The following is an 18190-nucleotide window of genomic DNA, read 5'->3' as shown; positions in this document are numbered from 1 at the left end:
TTGCTGAAAAAATTAAAAAACAAAGCTAAATTCGGTAAAGTTTACCAAAAAATGCTAACGGCTTATAGCACTAATTTACTAATGATGCAAATAAATCATATTCACTGGCCTCATCAATAGTGACCTGCAACATATCTCCGATAGCGACTACTATCTGCCCCTTGTGTACAATATTATCGACATATACATGCCCATCAATTTCAGGCGCATCAGCATAACTACGGCAAATAGCAATCTCTTCTTCGGCATCAATATCATCAACCAGTACCATCAGGCGTTTACCGACCTTCTCTTGTAGCTTTTGTTCTGAGATTTGTTGCTGTACTGCCATAAAGCGCTCATAGCGTTGCTGCTTGACCTTTTCTGGCACAGGGTTGGGCAACTCATTGGCAACTGCGCCCTCAATTTCTGAATAAGTAAAACAGCCAACGCGATCTAATCTGGCCTGTTTAAGCCAGTCTAATAAATACTGAAAGTCTGCTTCAGTTTCACCTGGAAAACCAACCACAAAGGTTGAGCGAATTACGATATCTGGATTAATTTCACGCCATTTTTGAATACGTGCCAACGTATTTTCGCTATGCGCTGGGCGTTTCATTGCTTTTAATACACTTGGACTGGCATGCTGTAAGGGAATATCAAGATATGGCAGCAGACCGCCTTGATCTGTGGGCTTGGCCATTAACTCAACCACCTTGTCCACATGCGGATAAGGATAGACATAGTGCAAGCGTACCCAAATACCCACCTTAGCTAGCGCTTGGCAAAGGTCAAAGAATTTTGACTTCAGTGGCATCCCATTCCAAAAGCTGGTTTTGTACTTTAGGTCAACGCCATAAGCGGAAGTGTCCTGCGAGATAATCAGCAACTCTTTAACACCTGCCTTTTTGAGCGCCATCGCCTCATTCATCACACTATCTATCGGACGAGAGACTAGGTCTCCACGCAAGCTTGGAATGATACAAAAGGTACATCTGTGATTACAGCCTTCAGATATCTTTAAATACGCATAGTGACTTGGGGTAAGCTTAACACCTGCATCATCAATCAAGTCTATCTTAGGATCATAGCGGCGCTCTTTGGCGGACTTAGCAATGGGTGCGTGGGTTGATACAGCAGTAATCACCTCATCGTACGCATGCGCACCAGTGACTGATAATACTGCTGGATGCATCTGTCGAATCTTATCGGCATCTTTTCCCAAACAGCCAGTGACTATCACTTTGCCATTTTGACTGATTGCCTCACCAATGGCATCAAGGGACTCTTGCACCGCAGACTCAATAAAGCCGCAAGTATTCACCACCACCAGATCAGCGCCATCATAGTCTGATGCAACCTGATAACCATCACGGGTAAGCTCGGTAATAATGTGCTCACTATCGACCAAAGCTTTGGGACAGCCTAAAGAAACAAAGCCGACTTTAGGCGCAACTTGTGGCTCAGGATGAGCCACTGCTGGCTGCTCGCTCACCCTTGTATTGACTTGTAGATTAGACTGCTGGCTGACATGTTGGCTACTGTCACCAACACTACGGTTTTGGTTGTGATTAGCTTTATGGTGATAAGCCCCAGTACTGGCTTTGGTACGGATACGTTGAGAGTCGCTATTTTGTAAGCTATTGTTTTTGGCGTTGTCATCTGCCTTGATGCTGTCTTGTTCATTACTATTGGGTATATAGATAGAAACAGGATCTACAACAGAGTCTTTTGATGTTTGGCTTGGCACTGGTGTTTGGCTTGGCACTGGTATTTGGCTTGGCATAGTCAATTTGCTTGGCATAAAAAATTACTTTTTTAAAAATAAGGAAGGATAAAATAAACCACAAGATGTATTTTTATCAAGAGTTGCTTGTATTGTGGTGCATTGTACGAATTTTGCCCGCATGATACCAGTATCAAAACATGATTCATCAGATTTTCATCTCTGTTAACCATATCATCTTGTTAGTTTATCCAGCAAAAAAAATCAAAGTTCATCAATCATGGCGCAAAAACAATCATCAACACCCTCTTTTGTAAAAAATGCACTAAAATAGAACATAACACGTGCTCTAGTCCGTTATTTGCACTATTATAATATTAATACAAGTAGATTTAAGAGCCATTATAGTGCAATTTAGCCAACTTTATCCTTTATATCTGTCGAAGACATACTGTTTTTAGGGGGTGAAATCTATCGTATTAGCTACAAATGCTGGTACTATTCTTGCAGCTCACTATTAAACTAGGGGGCAGCATCATTTTGCAAATGGTAATAAAAATATAAAAATGAGCAACACCCCCTAATGACTCGACACTTAACTTGCTTAGCTGACTGACTTAACAGTTACTCAATACTTAATTAAACGCGTGCAAATCACTAAACGCACTCAAACAACAATATAATAAAAAAGACACGCCATGCCAGTGCTCAACCCCCTACTCTTACTGCAAAACCTATATACAGGTGTGATTTGGGTCACACATGACCTACGTATTGCATGGATCAATACTCAAACTGAACAAACCCTATCCGCCAGCGCCTCCCGCTTAATTGGACTTAATATTATCGATTTGTTATTACCAGTACATTCAAAGATGACAGATCCACAGGCTTCAGATGCAAACTTGCCAGCTGCGCTAGATGCTTATGACAAGCTAAAAACCCAGTTTTATAATGCTCAACATTACCAACAACCTTTTATCGAATATAGCCGCAACATTCGTGGTGTTACTCATCCGTTAGATGTTCATTATAGCGTTACACCAGTAGAGCAAGACGGTAAGCCTTACTTTTTAATTGAGATCTGGCAAGGTGACCGCCGTAGCAGATTGGATAAAGAGCAACAACTACAAGAGCAACATGATGTCTCACGTGAAATGCTACGCTCTGTGGCACATGAAGTCAAAAATCCATTGGCTGGTATCCGTGGTGCTGCCCAACTCCTAATTCGACAAACTCGTTCTAGCTTAGCAACCACTGCCGACACCGCACAAGCCAACGACAATCCAAATATCTTAGTAGATGCCAAGAGGTTGACCACCTACGCCAACATTGTCATCAGTGAAACTGATCGCTTAACGAAGTTAATAGAGCAATTACTTGGTTCTAACCAGCCACCAAACTTTCAGCTTATTAATATACATCAGCCACTAGAGCACGTGCTACTACTGACCCAAACTCAGCATCCTAGTGTTCGCATCCAACGAGATTACGACTTATCCTTACCAGAGCTCATGGCAGATAACGATCAACTGATTCAAGTGTTTTTAAATCTCGTTAACAACGCCTGTGAAGCCATGCTCGAACAAGACACTAGCCGATTGCACCCTGACTATCGACCACAACTAAAAATCAGCACCCGTATTGAGCATCAATACACCATAGGTACAGTACATCATAAGCAAGTGATTAAAGTGAGCGTACATGACAACGGAGTTGGGATTAGTGACGATCTTATCGGACGTATCTTCTTCCCGTTAGTGACCGCAAGGGCAAACGGCACAGGGCTAGGGCTGGCATTGGTGCAAGAGATTATCCATCGTCATCAAGGCACTATCGAAGTATTTTCACAACCAGGTGATACCCAATTTAACGTTTATCTACCCCTTAATATGACAACCCATACATCATGACAACCCATACATCTAGCCAAACTGAACCACAGACGCACTAACAGCTTACAAACGAATAGTAAAATAAAACGTCACTCATACAGCGTCATTTTTAATACACAAAGGAACCAAACTCATGACAACACAACATAGCCTTTGGTTAATCGATGATGACCCAGCATTACGCTTGATCTTGGAAGATACTTTTTGTGATGCTGGATTGACAGTACACCCGTTTTCTAATGCCAAAGGCGCATGGGTTAAGCTCAATGAAGTTCTCAAAGGACAGCAACCTAGCGACAGCCTCCCAGATGTCATTTTGACAGATATTAGAATGCCAATGATGGATGGGCTATCTTTTAGCCAGTGGATGCAAAACAACTTTCCCCAGCTACCCGTGATTATCATGACCGCCCACTCTGATTTAAAATCAGCGGTGGACAGCTATGAAACAGGTGCATTTGAGTATCTGCCAAAACCCTTTGATTTAGACCAAGCGGTATTGGTAATAAAAAAAGCCATTCAATCAAACCCAGCCGCTCGCAAGGAAGCCACAGCGCAAACTCAAGCCGAAAAAATAGTTACACCAACCACAACACAGACTGGTTCACAGCCAACTGATAGTCACTTGTCCACAACAAGTGTCGCAAGTTGTACTGACAGCATCCCAAATACAAACAAACAAAGTAAGAATGCTAAGCAAAATACGACTCAAACAACGCCAACTGATACGACCAAAATTACAACGGATAAAGCTCAGTCGATAGCCATACCCGCCGATACCAATCAAATCAATAAAACTAATAAGCCTAGCAAAACCAATAGCAACCGATCAAAAACCAACAATAGCAAAATTCAGCCCGATAGTACCACCCCAATTATCGGTCAATCAGTAGCGATGCAAACCGTATTTCGTGCTATCGGTCGCCTCGCCTCCTCTCCAATCACAGTATTAATCACAGGCGAATCTGGTACTGGTAAAGAGCTAGTAGCGGGGGCTTTGCATCAAAACTCACCACGTAGCAAAAAACCATTTATTGCGTTAAATATGGCAGCCATTCCACAAGAGCTTATAGAGTCAGAGTTATTTGGACATGAAAAAGGCGCTTTTACTGGAGCAACTACTCAGCGCCAAGGCCGATTTGAACAAGCCAATGGTGGAACACTATTCTTAGATGAAATTGGAGATATGCCGTTTAGCACCCAAACCCGTCTTTTGCGAGTATTAGCCAATGGTGAATTTTTTCGTGTTGGTGGCCAACAACCTATTAAAGTCGATGTGCGCATCATTGCCGCCACCCATCAAAACCTTGAACAGTTGGTGAAAGAGGGTAAGTTTCGAGAAGATTTGTTTTACCGACTTAATGTAATTCGTCTGCCGTTACCACCGCTACGTGATCGCCCTGATGACATTGCTGAGCTGGTTGATTTTTTTATGGCTAAAGCAGCAAAAGAGATGAATACAGATAAAAAGCAGCTATCGACAGAAGCCATGCACATCATGCAAGCCTTTGACTGGCCAGGCAACGTCCGCCAACTTGAAAATGCCTGTCGCTGGATAACAGTAATGGCCACCGGTGACCTACTGACTATCGAAGACTTACCACCTGACTTAACCGAATTTGCCAAACGTTATTTAACCCAGCAGATTCAACAGGAACATATAGCAACTCAAAGTGAGAGCAACAACAATACTGCTAGAGATATTGATGTCACTAATAACAGTGCTATTAATAATAATGGTGGTATCAATAATAGTGATGTCACCACTATTATTGATAATCTTAATAACCAAATACTAGCCACACCAGCCCAAACAGATGCTACTAAGTCTCTAGCTAAAAACCTAGCCTTTATTGATACACCAAGCTCCGTAAAAGCTCAACATCTGCCAGATATTAATACTCAAAGCTCACAACAAAACTGGCAGCAACAACTACGCACTTGGGCAACCAATGCGCTTAATGCTGGTCAAACTGATATTTTACAACAGGCTGCCCCAGAGTTTGAAACGGTATTAATTGAGGTGGCCTTAAATCACAGCAAAGGACGCAAAGGTGACGCTTCTGAGCTGTTAGGCTGGGGGCGCAACACCCTAACTCGTAAAATTAAACTACTGGGTCTAAACGACAATATAGATAATAGATAATAGATAATAGATAATAGATAATAGATAATAGATAATAGATAATAGATAATAGATAATAGATAATAGATAATAGATGATAAATAAGCCTGATGATCTTCATTCAATCCGCTTCAGCCAGAAACAGCGCTCCCTGCTCGCCCTGCTGACTCGGCATTTGGCCAAGCACAACTATCAAGTCAACAAGCATCTACGCCTTAGCCAGTATCGTGCTGTTAGCCAGCATAGTCATACTAGCCACAACCTAAGTGCAGACTATCAGTCAGATCAATTATCAGGCACTGCCTATTATCAAGGCTTAACTCTACTGACACAGTCTATCCCAGATAGCATAGCCTCTGACCTACCTTCCAGCCTACCTGCAAAGTCCCACGTTAGTCCTTACTGTATTTATAAATGGCAACTATCACCCTACAAACCACAAAGCCAGCACCAGCACCAGCACCAGCACCAGCATTTTAGCTTATGTCATGAAATTAAAAATTTGCAGCTTATTCAACAGCACATTACAGAATCAGCCTCACCTATCCCACCAACAGTTCCAGTTATAGCTTGTTACGATGAGATAATCACAATCACTGACAGCGACCAAAAATGGCAATGTGTTGGCTTTATCATGCCTTATTTGTTTGAAGCTAGTATTAAAGATTATTTAGCCAGAAACGATGGCGATAACCAAAGCCTAAACATATGCCACAAGCTTGACCTAGCGCAAGCGATGGCAAGTAGCTTGAAACAGCTACATGGCTTGGGCTGGATACATGGCGATATTAAACCGAGCAATTTTTTGTTGTCTCGCACAGACAGTAAAATTACAACATATCTTAGCGACTTATCCTGCGCACTTCAACCTGGCGATAATGTCGCATTAACCACCACTTTGCTGTCAGGCACACCCGCTTATCTCGCGCCTGAATGCTGGCAAGGTCAACTAAAAAATCAGCAAAGTGACATTTATGCGTTTGGTATTACTCTATATGAGATAGTGATGGGAAAAAGACCGTTTATACTCGATAACCTAGATGATTTGCAGGGCTGGGCACAGCTACATTGCCAGCAGCCGGTGCCTTTGCTTTCGGCACAGTTGCAAGAACAGTATCCAGCATTACAAACCATCATCGACAAATTATTGGCAAAGCAGATATCAAATCGCTATCAGTGTATGGATGCGGTGTGGAATGATCTGTATCAGCTATTACAGTCACGATAATAATACCAAATCTAAAAATTAAGCTATCGAGGAAAACGAGTGCAAACGCTACATATAGTAGGTTCAACGAGTTTGACAAAGATAGGTTGTTTTTTAGAAAAGGTATAACTATAATCACACCAAAAAGTATTTTGAATTAGCTTGATTTGCTTAGGCTATTAATACTTAATCAAAATAAAAAAAAGGTACAGATAACAAACTAGCCCACCTTATCCTATCTTGCCGTTTTATTAACGTTTCGCTAACCTACACTTGTATCTACGCTGGTGGGTTGACTTTGCAGGGATGGTAGCGCTATGGCTATGGCAAATACAAGAACGAAGCTATCTTAACTAGGTGTACTCTCATTCAAACAATGAATTGAACTGCCTAGCACCAAACTTAAAACAGAGCAAACCATACTACAAAATACTTTCACCTTCCTTTCCAAAATTTTGATGTACTATTCCTATCACGTAACAAATCGCAATTTTCTAAAAAAAATACTTGCCAACTCAAATTAAATCTATATAATACACAACCACTGAGACACACTGACCCAGTTAAAAACGGGGATGTGGCGGAATTGGTAGACGCACCAGATTTAGGTTCTGGCGCCGAGAGGTGTGAGAGTTCGAGTCTCTCCATCCCCACCATTTTTAGCGGTTAGTTGATTGTTCTCAACCCTATATAGAACCTGCCTTTGAGCGGGTTTTTTTTGTGTTTGTGATTTTGGTACGTGAAATAGATGTGGGCTGAGACTTTGCTTGCGTATATTGCGATAGGGCTAGTAAACGCCCATAAATAAAGGCTTTGCGGTGAACGGTAACTGTAAAGGCTTTTGTGTACCGTGAAACAGAATCATAGATTGACCAGCTATTTTCTATGTAGTAGTTAATCTTGGTAGTAGTTAATCTTGGTAGTAGTTAATCTTGGTAGTAGCTAATCTTGATCCAAAGCCAAGCCAATGTGGTATCAGTATTGACCCATAATTCACTCTTTAACTAAAAAAAAGGCTTGCCAATCAGTTTTAAATCTATATAATACACAACCACTGAGACACACTGACCCAGTTAAAAACGGGGATGTGGCGGAATTGGTAGACGCACCAGATTTAGGTTCTGGCGCCGAGAGGTGTGAGAGTTCGAGTCTCTCCATCCCCACCATTTTTAGCGGTTAGTTGATTGCTCTCACACCTATATAGAACCTGCCTTTGAGCAGGTTTTTTATTGCTTAATAAAATTAATACTACACTACTTGATAACCACCCTATTTATTTGTTTTGTTGTCAAAAAGCCAGCCCTTTTTTTCTTTTTGATACAAAGGACTGGCTTTTTTTTATCGAGATTTGATATCCAGTTAATCCGCTTCGTCAATCCAGTTCATTTGGATGGCTTCTAAGATACCTTCGTTTGATTTTTGAGGGTCATCATCAAAATTTTCCAGCTCAGTTACCCAGCGATGTAAGTCGGTAAAGCGGATGTATTGTGGGTCGGTGTCTGGAAACTTCTCATAAAGCTCGATGGCGATGTCTAGGCTGTCGGTCCATTTTAGTTTTTGGTTCATTGGGTTGTCCTTTTTATTAGGTTGAGAGTTGATTTATTAGGTTGAGAGTTGATTTATTAGGTTGAGAGTTGATTTGTTAGGTTGAGAGTGGCTATCTGGCGCAGGGTGGTGTTCGTTTTTTATTGCGCTTGAAGATAGTATTAAAAACGTGATCTGCCACGATTAAATTAAAATTAGTTGTAGTTATTATACATGGGTGACTCACGCTTCGCTAACTTCGCTGACTTTATCTGGTTGGTTTACGTTTGTTGGGGTAAGTAAGTGGGTGTGGGTGGCCTTAATAAGGCTTTTTAGTCCTGATTGAAGCGGATATACTTGGTTAAGCACAGGCTTGCAGGCGCTTGGCTAGAGGTGGTATCGCTGGGTCAGGAACGCCTCTGGCCTTAGTGCCTGCGCCTGTGTGTACCAAGATAGCAGCGAAAAGCAGGGTTGACTCCTTGGTATGTTTATGTTGCTACTTCGTTCTCAACTTTTTGTATCGGCTGTGGTTTTTGTCCAGAATTTTTACGAAAAAGTAGGTTTATCTGGGCTATAAGCTTCAGCCTATATCGATTTTTTAAGTCGAGATTGGGGGTGTTACTGGTTTTTTATGGCGGTTTGATTGGCATTCCAAGTGGTAATTACCTCAGTCAACTGCTTACCTTGTAAGCCTATTACTTCTGGGCTTTGTTTGCCTTTTTTATTAACTAAAAGAAACTTGGTTAGGCCAATCGCCATTAATTTATTTTTGACATAAAAGTGATGCTGAAAATACAAATACTTGTTATCCCAGCCTTCTAAGGTGCTGGTCACGGTCAGTTTGTCCAAAAATTTAACCTCTTTCAGATACACCATCTCTTGCATCGAGATAATCCAATTGAGGCTTAGTCCGCCCTTACCTTGCTGTTTTAGTATTTGATATAGCCAACCGGTGACATTGAGCTCGATAAAGGAGAGGTAGCGGTAGTTTGGTAGGTGATTGCGAAAGCCCATATCGTGCGGCAATACTCGGTAGTGACGACTAAAGGGGGCTTTTAATCGCTCAAGATTAATGGCGTCATCTTTGGCTTGTTGCTGTCTGAGCAAATTAAGCAAAATAGCAAAACGAATGATCATGTTCATGGTGGCGGTGTCCTTTGCTTATTTTTAAATTTTCCATACAGAGTGACAGTTGCTATGTTTGGATGTTTGGATGTTTGGTTTGGTTGGGTTGGGTTTCGATACTGGCTGTTCAGTCTTTTATTACCAAGACGGGTATTGATTTTAGCACTGGCTTTAATAATGGTTACATAAATCAATCAATTAAGGCAAGCCTAGTCTATACCTGCCTATTACCCTTGTCATCTTAGGATTAGAAAAAAATTTTATCGGCTTGAACTTGAAACTTTCACTATGAAACCCCACTTTCATTACAACCCCATAGCTCAATAACAATATTTTAATGAGTGATATGGGTACCCCCCTATACATTAACTGTAACTGAACTTTTTTTAATGGAGTGAACAATGAATATTCGCCCTTTACATGACCGCATCGTTGTCCGCCGTGTGGAAGAAGAGCAAAAAACTGCTGGTGGTATTTTATTGCCTGGTTCAGCTCAAGAGAAACCATCTCAAGGTGAAATCTTAGCTGTTGGTAATGGTCAAATTCGTGATAATGGTGAGGTGCGTGCGTTAGACGTAAAAGTTGGTGATAAGATTTTATTCGGTCAGTATGCAGGTCAAACGGTTAAGGTTGACGGCGAAGAGTTATTGATTATGAAGGAGTCTGATGTTTTAGGTGTGCTTGAAGGTTAGTTTACCGATAGATAGCTTATTCATCTTTATTTAATATGTAAGCTGGCTTAGAACAAAAATAAAATGTCTAAGGCTTCTAAGCCCTTTTATAGACTACTTTTTTATAAATATAAACAAACACTCATTAACAAAAATAATTGGAGAGTATTCTCATGGCTAAAGATGTAAAGTTTGGCATTGACGCTCGTACGCAAATGATGGATGGCGTTAATATCCTAGCAGACGCTGTCAAAGTAACTCTTGGTCCTAAAGGACGTAACGTGGTTATTGATAAGTCTTTTGGTGCACCGTCAATCACTAAAGATGGTGTGTCAGTAGCAAAAGAAATTGAACTTGAAAATAAGTTTGAAAATATGGGTGCTCAGCTTGTACGTGAAGTTGCTAGCAAAACCAATGATGTGGCTGGTGATGGTACAACAACGGCAACGGTATTGGCTCAGTCTATCTTGCAAGAAGGCATGAAGTCTGTTGCTGCGGGTATGAACCCAATGGATCTAAAACGTGGTATTGATAAAGCAGTGAAAGCCTCTGTTGAAGAAATTCATAAGTTAGCAACACCTGCTGATGACCACAAGGCCATTGCCCAAGTAGGCTCTATCTCTGCTAACTCTGATACCAAAATCGGTGAGCTAATCTCTGAAGCAATGGAGAAAGTAGGCAAAAAAGGGGTTATTACAGTTGAGGAAGGCTCAGGCTTTGAAGATGCCTTAGAGGTCGTTGAAGGTATGCAGTTTGACCGTGGCTATATCAGCCCCTACTTTGCAAATAAACAAGATAGCTTAACGGCTGAGTTTGAAAATCCATTTATCCTATTGGTTGATAAAAAAATCAGCAATATCCGCGAAATTGTGCCTTTACTTGAGCAAGTTATGCAACAAAGTAAGCCACTATTAATCATCGCTGAAGATGTTGAAAACGAAGCATTAGCAACATTAGTAGTAAACAATATGCGTGGTGGCTTAAAAACTTGTGCAGTAAAAGCGCCTGGTTTTGGTGATCGCCGTAAAGCGATGCTACAAGATATCGCCATCTTAACAGGTGGTACGGTTATCTCTGAAGAAGTAGGTCTTAGCCTAGAGACTGCGACCCTTGATCACTTGGGTACTGCTAAAAAAGTTACTGTCGGCAAAGAAAATACCGTTATCGTTGATGGTGCGGGTTCAAAAGAAGATATCACTGCTCGTGTTGAGTCTATCAACCGTCAAATCGAAGAGTCAACTTCAGATTATGACAAAGAAAAACTACAAGAGCGTGTTGCTAAGCTTTCAGGCGGTGTTGCAGTTATTAAGGTCGGTGCAGCAACTGAAACAGCGATGAAAGAGAAAAAAGACCGTGTCGATGACGCACTACATGCGACTCGTGCTGCCGTTGAAGAAGGGGTGGTTCCAGGTGGTGGTGTTGCACTAATACGCGCCTTAATCGCTATCAAAGATTTAACTGGCGACAACGATGATCAAAATGCGGGTATCAATATTTTACGCCGCGCAATGGAAGCCCCATTACGTCAAATCGTGAGCAACGCAGGTGACGAAGCTTCTGTTGTAGTAAATGAAGTAAAAGCTGGCTCTGGTAACTATGGCTATAATGCTGCCACTGGTGAGTATGGTGATATGCTTGAAATGGGTATTCTTGACCCTGCCAAAGTATCACGTTCAGCACTTGAGCATGCAGCATCTGTTGCAGGCTTAATGCTAACGACAGAAGCGATGATCACTGACAAGCCTGAAGCTGCTGACCCAATGGCTGGTATGGGTGGCGCTGGTGGTATGGGCGGTATGGGCGGCATGATGTAGTCTAGTCTGCGTAGAACTAAACTGTGACGGTGTTAACCTCGCTAAGCCTACCTTAGTAGTACTAACGCTCGGTTGCCTTGTCACATTTTAGTCTACTTGACTTTACACGTTACAATTAGATGCTGTTTATAGCAAAAATAAAAACCCCGATAGGCAATCGCTTATCGGGGTTTTTGGTTGTCTAATTTATTTCAACTCATTCGCTTAATTTAATTCATTCACTTTATTCAATTCATTAGCCATAAAAGGTCATTTCGGCTTATTGGCTAGATTCATCCCGTCTAAACGTCCAAGTCTTCTCATCGGATAACTCATCAACATAATAATAACCCGCAAGATTAAAGTCTTTTAACTGTTCTGCCTTAGTTATTTTGTTAACCGCCGCAAAATTAACCATTAATCCACGTGCTTTTTTGGCATAAAAAGCAATCACTTTATATTTGCCATTTTTTTCATCTTCAAAACGTGGGGTGATAATATCCGCTTCTAAATTTTTCTTTTTTACTGACTTGAAATATTCATTAGACGCCAAGTTAATCAGTACATTATCCTCGCCTTGAGCTTCGGAGTCAGCCATACGCTGATTAATAACTTCAGTAATCGCATCTCCCCAGAACTGGTATAAATTATCACCACGCTCATTTTTAAGCTTGGTACCCATCTCTAATCGGTATGGCTGAATTAAATCTAGTGGTTTTAAAACGCCATACAAACCAGACAAAATACCCAAATGCTCATTGAGATAAATTACGGTGTCTTTATCTAGGTTATACATATCAAGCCCAGTATAGACATCGCCATCAAACAGATAACCCGCTGCTTTGGCATTGGCATCGGTGAACGGAGCGTCCTCACTCCACGCCCATTGCTGGTTGCGCTGAGCATTTAGTTGCGCTAAGTCATCAGAGATACCCATTAACTCTTGTAGGTCTATCGGCTCTTTGTCTTTTAAAATTTTCATCAGTTGCTGGGCATGCTCGATAAGCTCAGGCTGACTGTAATAGTTGCCTACATTGATTGGCACACCATCACTCTCATTGAGACTCTTTGCAGGAGATAGTAAGAAATACATGAGCTTATTATCCTTTTATATTAATTGATTCGGTTATATTAACTCAGTAAGTTGGTTTATCTATAATTGGTTTATCGGTTACTTGCTAATTAGCGAATTGATAACTACGGAAGCTTAAAAGAACATCATAGCCTGTATCTATTGAGCATTTCAATGCACTCTTGTTGCTTCGGTGATGATAGCCAAACTTTGTAATTATACACATAATAATAAGTATGATGTAGATAGCAAATATCATTATATAGATAACCTTATGTTATCTGTTATACTTCTATTAGAAAATCCTATAAATTTAAGTTTTTATTAAATTTAACTGGTTGGTCATCTTTCTACAATGATTTTTATTAATTTATATTCTTATAATAAATTCTAAGAATGGTTTTCAAACGACCATTTTATATATTGATAACCTTTGGTTTTAAATACACTAACCAGAGGTTTTTTAACAGAAAACATAACTGCGCTTAAAGAATGGATATAAACCAGATTATGGTTTTACTCAACTGAACAAGCTAGGAGCGAAAATGATAATAGGCACAATACAAGCCAAGCAGGCATATGAAGGCCGCGTTGCTATTACGCCAGATTCGGTAAAAAAATTAACCAAACTTGGGCATGAGGTGATTATTGAGTCTGGTGCAGGTCAACATGCCTATTACGATGACACCGCCTATGTTAATGCTGGTGCTAAAATTGCCAGTGAAGCTGAAGTCCTTTCTCAAGCAAACATAATTTGTGTGGTACAAAATCTGACAGCTGAGCAGATATCTCAGCTATCAGCAGCGAGTATCGTCATCGGTATGCTAGATCCTTATCGCAATGATCAACTTGAAAACTATGCTAAACAGGGCGTCACTGCCTTTGCGATGGAGTTGTTACCTCGAACCTTATCACGTGCTCAGAATATGGACGTGTTGTCATCACAAGCAAACCTTGCAGGCTATAAAGCTGTGTTAATGGCAGCCAACGAATATGCCCGCCCTTTTCCAATGTTTATGACCTCAGCTGGTACGGTCAAGCCAGCCAAAGTCGTGATACTTGGTGTCGGTGTAGCAGGCCTACAAGCTATTGCAACGGCAAAACGGTTAGGTGCTGTGGTCGAAGCCAGTGACTTACGCCCTGCGGCAAAAGAGCAGGTAGAGTCATTAGGCGGTAAGTGGCTTGATGTTCCCATGAGCGATGAGGAAAAAGAAAAGGCCAAATCAACAGGGGGCTATGCTTGGACACCGTCAGAACAGTACATGAAAGATCAAGCTGCAGTGGTAGATAAAGCGGTGTCAAATGCTGATATTGTGATCACTACGGCTCAAGTACCTGGTCGCAATGCACCTCGCCTTATTCACAAAACTACATTAGACAAGATGAAAGCTGGCTCAGTACTGATCGATATGGCAGCCAGCTCAGGAGGAAATGTTGAAGGCACTGTCGCAGGAGAGACTATCGTTACTGATAATAAAGTACGTATCGTAGGCGCAGCCAATATCCCTGCCACTTTGGCAGCCCAATCTTCAGATTTATATGCCAACAACTTAGTCAACTTTATCACTACTCTCTTTGATGCAGAAAACAACAATACCCTAGCCATCAATCTTGACGATGAAATCCAAGGGGCACTGGCGGTAACTCACAATGGTGACGTGCGTTTGCAGCGTAACTAATGTATTTACGGATGACTCATTACGCTTTATCACTGTCATACCAAACGCTTACATAAAGATATTTAAGAAAGAAATTAGGAGAAAACTATGCTTGCTACTGTATTAGCAACGGCCCCTTTAGGGGTGGCCGTCACAGGTGGCACACCATTTGTGGCAATATTTACCATTTTTGTACTCGCCATCTTTGTCGGCTACTATGTGGTTTGGGGCGTTACCCCTGCCCTACACACGCCCTTAATGGCAGTTACCAATGCCTTGTCTAGTATTGTTATTGTCGGTGCTATGTTACAGACCACTCATATTGATGGTAGCGCCATTTCTGTCACTAGTGTACTCGGTGCTTTTGCCGTATTTTTAGCCAGTATCAATATTTTTGGTGGTTTTGCGGTGACCGAACGTATGCTCGCTATGTTTAAACCGAAGGAAAAAAAAGCCAAACCAGTTGCTAAATCAGAAGGAGAAGACGCATGAACGAGGTAACAGATTTAGCACAAATGAATTGGATTGCCGCACATGCTGACTGGTTTTATTTGATTGGTGCGATTTTATTTATTCTAACCCTACGTGGACTGTCTAGCCCAAAAACTGCAATTCGTGGTAACCGCTTTGGTATGGCAGCGATGGCGATTGCCGTATTGACTACTTTCTTCTTAGCTGAAGGCCCTGTACTGTGGCTGATCATAGGCGCAATGGCTTTAGGCGCTATTGTCGGAATGTGGAAAGCAAAAACCGTTGCTATGACTCAAATGCCAGAAACAGTTGCGTTAATGCACTCTTTTGTCGGTCTAGCCGCAGTAGCGATTGCGCTAGCAACTGTGTTACATACAGGTCATGAACATAGTACCATTGCCCGTATCGAGCTGTTTATCGGCTGCTTTATTGGTGCCATTACCTTCTCAGCGTCTGTGTTTGCCTTTGGTAAACTTGCAGCCAAAAAATGGGCGAAAACCGTCACTGGTGGCTGGGTTAAGCCTGTACAACTGATCTTGTTTGTCGCCATGATTGCCTTTGGTGGCATTTACTTTACCACTGAATCTATGCCAGCGTTTTACGCCATGACCGTTCTTGCTGTTATATTTGGCTGGATGTGGATTGCCCCTATCGGTGGTGGCGATATGCCAGTCGTTGTATCCTTACTAAATTCATTTTCTGGTTGGGCAGCAGCTGGTATCGGATTTACACTTGGTAACTCGATGCTCATCATTGCTGGCTCATTAGTGGGCTCATCTGGTGCCATCCTATCTTATATTATGTGTAAAGCGATGAACCGCTCTTTGATCAATGTACTATTTGGTGGTATGGGAACTGCAGCCGCTGCTTCAGGTGATGATGATGGTGCGCCTAAGACCTACAAATCAGGCTCTGCCGAAGATGCAGGCTTCTTGATGAGCAATGCCAGCGACGTCATCATCGTTCCAGGTTATGGTATGGCACAAGGTCGTGCGCAAAATGCAGTAAAAGAGCTGTATGAGCTATTAAAATCAGAGGGTGTTAACGTGCGCTTTGCGATTCATCCTGTGGCGGGTCGTATGCCAGGTCATATGAACGTTCTATTAGCAGAAGCGGATGTGCCTTATGATGATATTTTGGAAATGGATGAGATCAACTCAGACTTTCCAAGTACAGATGTGGTACTAGTCATTGGCGCAAACGATGTGGTCAACCCATCTGCCAAAGACGACCCAACCTCACCGATTTTTGGGATGCCTATTTTAGAGGCTTCGAAAGCACAAACCGTTATGGTTATCAAGCGCTCAATGAGCACTGGCTATGCTGGACTTGATAACCCACTATTTTATTTAGACAAGACCATGATGATCTTTGGTGATGCCAAAAAAATGGTGGAAGAGATGGTGCGAACAATTAACGGTGGTGGCCATTAACAGTCATACTATTATTCGTTAGTGAGTGAGTTAGTTAATGAGTGAGTTAGTAATGAATCTCTCATAACTCATTCGTAAAAAGACAGCTTCGGTTGTCTTTTTTTATTCACCCTATTTTTTGAATTAACACTGCCCTAATACAAAAGTCACTTGAGAAACAAGTTATGTAACTAAGCTTGTCCTAACTCAGCCTGTTAGAAAGAATTACTAACAAAACACCTTCAAGACCACCCTTGGAAATGTAACAAAGTATGACCATATATAAGGTATAGTAGCGGCTAACAAACAAATGATGTCAGTCGCTATGTTGCTGTTTATAAATAGTTAGTTGTTTATAAATAGTTATTATAAATAGTTAAATGACTAAATAATCGTTACATAATGGCTAGGACGTGTCTTCATTTTATTAAAACACAATATCGGCTGCGTTTTAGCCCAGAAAATCGTATCTTTTAACCAAGTATGTTGGGCTAAAGCCACAGCCGATGCTAACAGTTGCGAGTAAAATATATAAAACTAAATATAGGATCTATTGAACATTCATCACATATGATTAATAGCCATTTAGACTTAAAGAAAAGTTTCATTTTCGTTTATTTATTTTTACACGAAAAAAAGGCTAAATTTTTTATCCGAAGATGACTATTCAACAAACCCTAAAACCATCCTAAAAAATACGACATTTAATGAATAAATTAAGGAATACCTATCATGTTAAATATGTTAAAAAATATTAAAAGCTCAAAGATAGCGACTGGTATTGGACTTGCCGCGGCAGCGACTGTTGCGTCAAGTGTTTCTCTAGCATCTACGGCACTAGCGCCCTCTACTGCTGACTATACCTTCACTGTTGAAAACAAATACAAAGGAACAGGTACCCGCACTTTAACCAAGTCAGGTAATAACTGGACCTATAAAGTCAATGCTCGTGTTGCTGGTGTGGCTACCGCCAATCAAAGCAGTATTTTTTCATTAAGTGGCAATACCATTATTCCAAGCAAAGCCAGTACATCATATCGCTTGTTTGGTATCGGTCGTACCCACGATATGAGCTTTAGCAATTCAGGCAAACGAGTGTCCAGTACTTATCGCGGTAAAACTCATAATTTATCCTCATCAGCAGTTGCTTATGATGACTTGAGTTTAGAAGCTCAAATCAGGCAAGATTTGTTAACAGGTAAGTTTACTGGCAACTATTACATGGTCAAAAAAGATAAAATTGAAAAAACACCATTTAGACGCGTGGGCAATGTCAAAATAACGGTTCCTGCAGGTACTTATGATACAGTTCGTGTCGATCGAGTCCACGATGACAAAGATCGTAAGACTAGCTTTTGGTTAGCACCGAGCCTAAACTATCTACCAATTAAGATGGTACAAGATGATGATGGTAAAGTGATTGAGATGGCATTAACTAAAGTTCGTTAAAAACGCTTAGTCCAAAAAACAACCTCATTCAGTTTATGACTGAATGAGGTTTCTATATGGGTTTATATCAGTTTAGCAATTGA

The 18190-nt window shown here is 41.1% G+C and carries 13 protein-coding genes and 2 tRNA genes; 11 read left to right on the top strand and 4 right to left on the bottom strand.

Going from position 1 to position 18190, the window contains the following annotated elements; genetic code table 11:
• Positions 1-70: 70 nt before the first annotated feature.
• Complete coding sequence (gene rimO / locus H140_RS0106940; RefSeq protein WP_019672939.1) at positions 71-1783, bottom strand: 30S ribosomal protein S12 methylthiotransferase RimO; 1713 nt, start codon at positions 1781-1783, stop codon at positions 71-73.
• Between the two features lie 620 nt (positions 1784-2403).
• Between rimO and H140_RS0106935 the strand changes: the two genes are divergently transcribed.
• The 5 genes from H140_RS0106935 to H140_RS0106915 all read left to right on the top strand — a co-directional run bounded on the left by H140_RS0106935 (position 2404) and on the right by H140_RS0106915 (position 8098).
• The gene (locus H140_RS0106935; RefSeq protein WP_019672938.1) at positions 2404-3618 is read left to right on the top strand and encodes a two-component system sensor histidine kinase NtrB; all 1215 of its coding nucleotides are present in this window, start codon (positions 2404-2406) and stop codon (positions 3616-3618) included.
• 115 nt (positions 3619-3733) lie between these two features.
• Positions 3734-5746, top strand: coding sequence for a sigma-54-dependent Fis family transcriptional regulator (locus tag H140_RS15865; protein WP_019672937.1), 2013 nt, complete (start codon positions 3734-3736; stop codon positions 5744-5746).
• Between the two features lie 73 nt (positions 5747-5819).
• On the top strand, positions 5820-6953 hold the full coding sequence (locus tag H140_RS15150) for a serine/threonine-protein kinase (RefSeq protein WP_019672936.1): 1134 nt from the start codon (positions 5820-5822) through the stop codon (positions 6951-6953).
• 550 nt (positions 6954-7503) lie between these two features.
• Positions 7504-7588 (top strand) — tRNA-Leu (locus H140_RS0106920).
• 425 nt (positions 7589-8013) lie between these two features.
• A tRNA-Leu gene (locus H140_RS0106915) sits at positions 8014-8098 on the top strand.
• A gap of 193 nt (positions 8099-8291) precedes the next feature.
• Here the strand turns inward: H140_RS0106915 and iscX are convergent.
• Together iscX and H140_RS0106905 are read right to left on the bottom strand one after the other, a co-directional pair.
• A complete protein-coding gene (gene iscX, locus H140_RS0106910; RefSeq protein WP_019672935.1) occupies positions 8292-8498 on the bottom strand; it encodes a Fe-S cluster assembly protein IscX in 207 nt (68 codons plus the stop codon).
• A 576-nt stretch (positions 8499-9074) separates the two neighbouring features.
• Positions 9075-9599: an acyl-CoA thioesterase gene (locus H140_RS0106905; RefSeq protein ID WP_019672934.1), complete on the bottom strand. Its 525-nt coding sequence runs from the start codon at positions 9597-9599 to the stop codon at positions 9075-9077.
• 383 nt (positions 9600-9982) lie between these two features.
• Here H140_RS0106905 and H140_RS0106900 point away from each other — a divergent pair, with 383 nt between their 5' ends.
• The gene (locus H140_RS0106900) at positions 9983-10273 is read left to right on the top strand and encodes a co-chaperone GroES (protein ID WP_019672933.1); all 291 of its coding nucleotides are present in this window, start codon (positions 9983-9985) and stop codon (positions 10271-10273) included.
• A gap of 152 nt (positions 10274-10425) precedes the next feature.
• Positions 10426-12066: a chaperonin GroEL gene (gene groL, locus H140_RS0106895; protein ID WP_019672932.1), complete on the top strand. Its 1641-nt coding sequence runs from the start codon at positions 10426-10428 to the stop codon at positions 12064-12066.
• Positions 12067-12325: 259 nt separating this feature from the next.
• Here the strand turns inward: groL and yaaA are convergent, their stop codons facing one another.
• Positions 12326-13138: a peroxide stress protein YaaA gene (gene yaaA, locus H140_RS0106890; RefSeq protein WP_019672931.1), complete on the bottom strand. Its 813-nt coding sequence runs from the start codon at positions 13136-13138 to the stop codon at positions 12326-12328.
• Positions 13139-13662: 524 nt separating this feature from the next.
• Between yaaA and H140_RS0106885 the strand changes: the two genes are divergently transcribed.
• The 4 genes from H140_RS0106885 to H140_RS0106870 all read left to right on the top strand — a co-directional run bounded on the left by H140_RS0106885 (position 13663) and on the right by H140_RS0106870 (position 18107).
• Entirely contained in the window at positions 13663-14796 is a 1134-nt protein-coding gene (locus H140_RS0106885) for a Re/Si-specific NAD(P)(+) transhydrogenase subunit alpha (protein WP_019672930.1), read from the top strand.
• Between the two features lie 150 nt (positions 14797-14946).
• Entirely contained in the window at positions 14947-15267 is a 321-nt protein-coding gene (locus H140_RS0106880; protein ID WP_201546954.1) for a proton-translocating transhydrogenase family protein, read from the top strand.
• Positions 15268-15290: 23 nt separating this feature from the next.
• On the top strand, positions 15291-16679 hold the full coding sequence (locus H140_RS0106875) for an NAD(P)(+) transhydrogenase (Re/Si-specific) subunit beta (RefSeq protein WP_026348912.1): 1389 nt from the start codon (positions 15291-15293) through the stop codon (positions 16677-16679).
• Between the two features lie 711 nt (positions 16680-17390).
• Positions 17391-18107: a DUF3108 domain-containing protein gene (locus H140_RS0106870; RefSeq protein WP_019672927.1), complete on the top strand. Its 717-nt coding sequence runs from the start codon at positions 17391-17393 to the stop codon at positions 18105-18107.
• Positions 18108-18190 lie beyond the last annotated feature (83 nt).

This window comes from Psychrobacter lutiphocae DSM 21542, assembly GCF_000382145.1.
GTDB classification, from domain to species: domain Bacteria; phylum Pseudomonadota; class Gammaproteobacteria; order Pseudomonadales; family Moraxellaceae; genus Psychrobacter; species Psychrobacter lutiphocae.
The sequence above is the reverse complement of the archived record's forward strand: the minus strand, read 5'-3'. Positions and strand labels throughout refer to the sequence as shown.

Bases quoted from the DNA above. Each gene is read 5' to 3' on its own strand.
- H140_RS0106900 (WP_019672933.1), top strand. From the start codon at position 9,983: ATGAATATTCGCCCTTTACATGACCGCATCGTTGTCCGCCGTGTGGAA.
- yaaA (WP_019672931.1), bottom strand. From the start codon at position 13,138: ATGTATTTCTTACTATCTCCTGCAAAGAGTCTCAATGAGAGTGATGGT.
- H140_RS0106870 (WP_019672927.1), top strand. From the start codon at position 17,391: ATGTTAAATATGTTAAAAAATATTAAAAGCTCAAAGATAGCGACTGGT.
- iscX (WP_019672935.1), bottom strand. From the start codon at position 8,498: ATGAACCAAAAACTAAAATGGACCGACAGCCTAGACATCGCCATCGAG.
- H140_RS0106885 (WP_019672930.1), top strand. From the start codon at position 13,663: ATGATAATAGGCACAATACAAGCCAAGCAGGCATATGAAGGCCGCGTT.
- rimO (WP_019672939.1), bottom strand. From the start codon at position 1,783: ATGCCAAGCAAATTGACTATGCCAAGCCAAATACCAGTGCCAAGCCAA.
- H140_RS0106875 (WP_026348912.1), top strand. From the start codon at position 15,291: ATGAATTGGATTGCCGCACATGCTGACTGGTTTTATTTGATTGGTGCG.
- H140_RS0106905 (WP_019672934.1), bottom strand. From the start codon at position 9,599: ATGAACATGATCATTCGTTTTGCTATTTTGCTTAATTTGCTCAGACAG.
- H140_RS0106935 (WP_019672938.1), top strand. From the start codon at position 2,404: ATGCCAGTGCTCAACCCCCTACTCTTACTGCAAAACCTATATACAGGT.
- groL (WP_019672932.1), top strand. From the start codon at position 10,426: ATGGCTAAAGATGTAAAGTTTGGCATTGACGCTCGTACGCAAATGATG.
- H140_RS15865 (WP_019672937.1), top strand. From the start codon at position 3,734: ATGACAACACAACATAGCCTTTGGTTAATCGATGATGACCCAGCATTA.
- H140_RS15150 (WP_019672936.1), top strand. From the start codon at position 5,820: ATGATAAATAAGCCTGATGATCTTCATTCAATCCGCTTCAGCCAGAAA.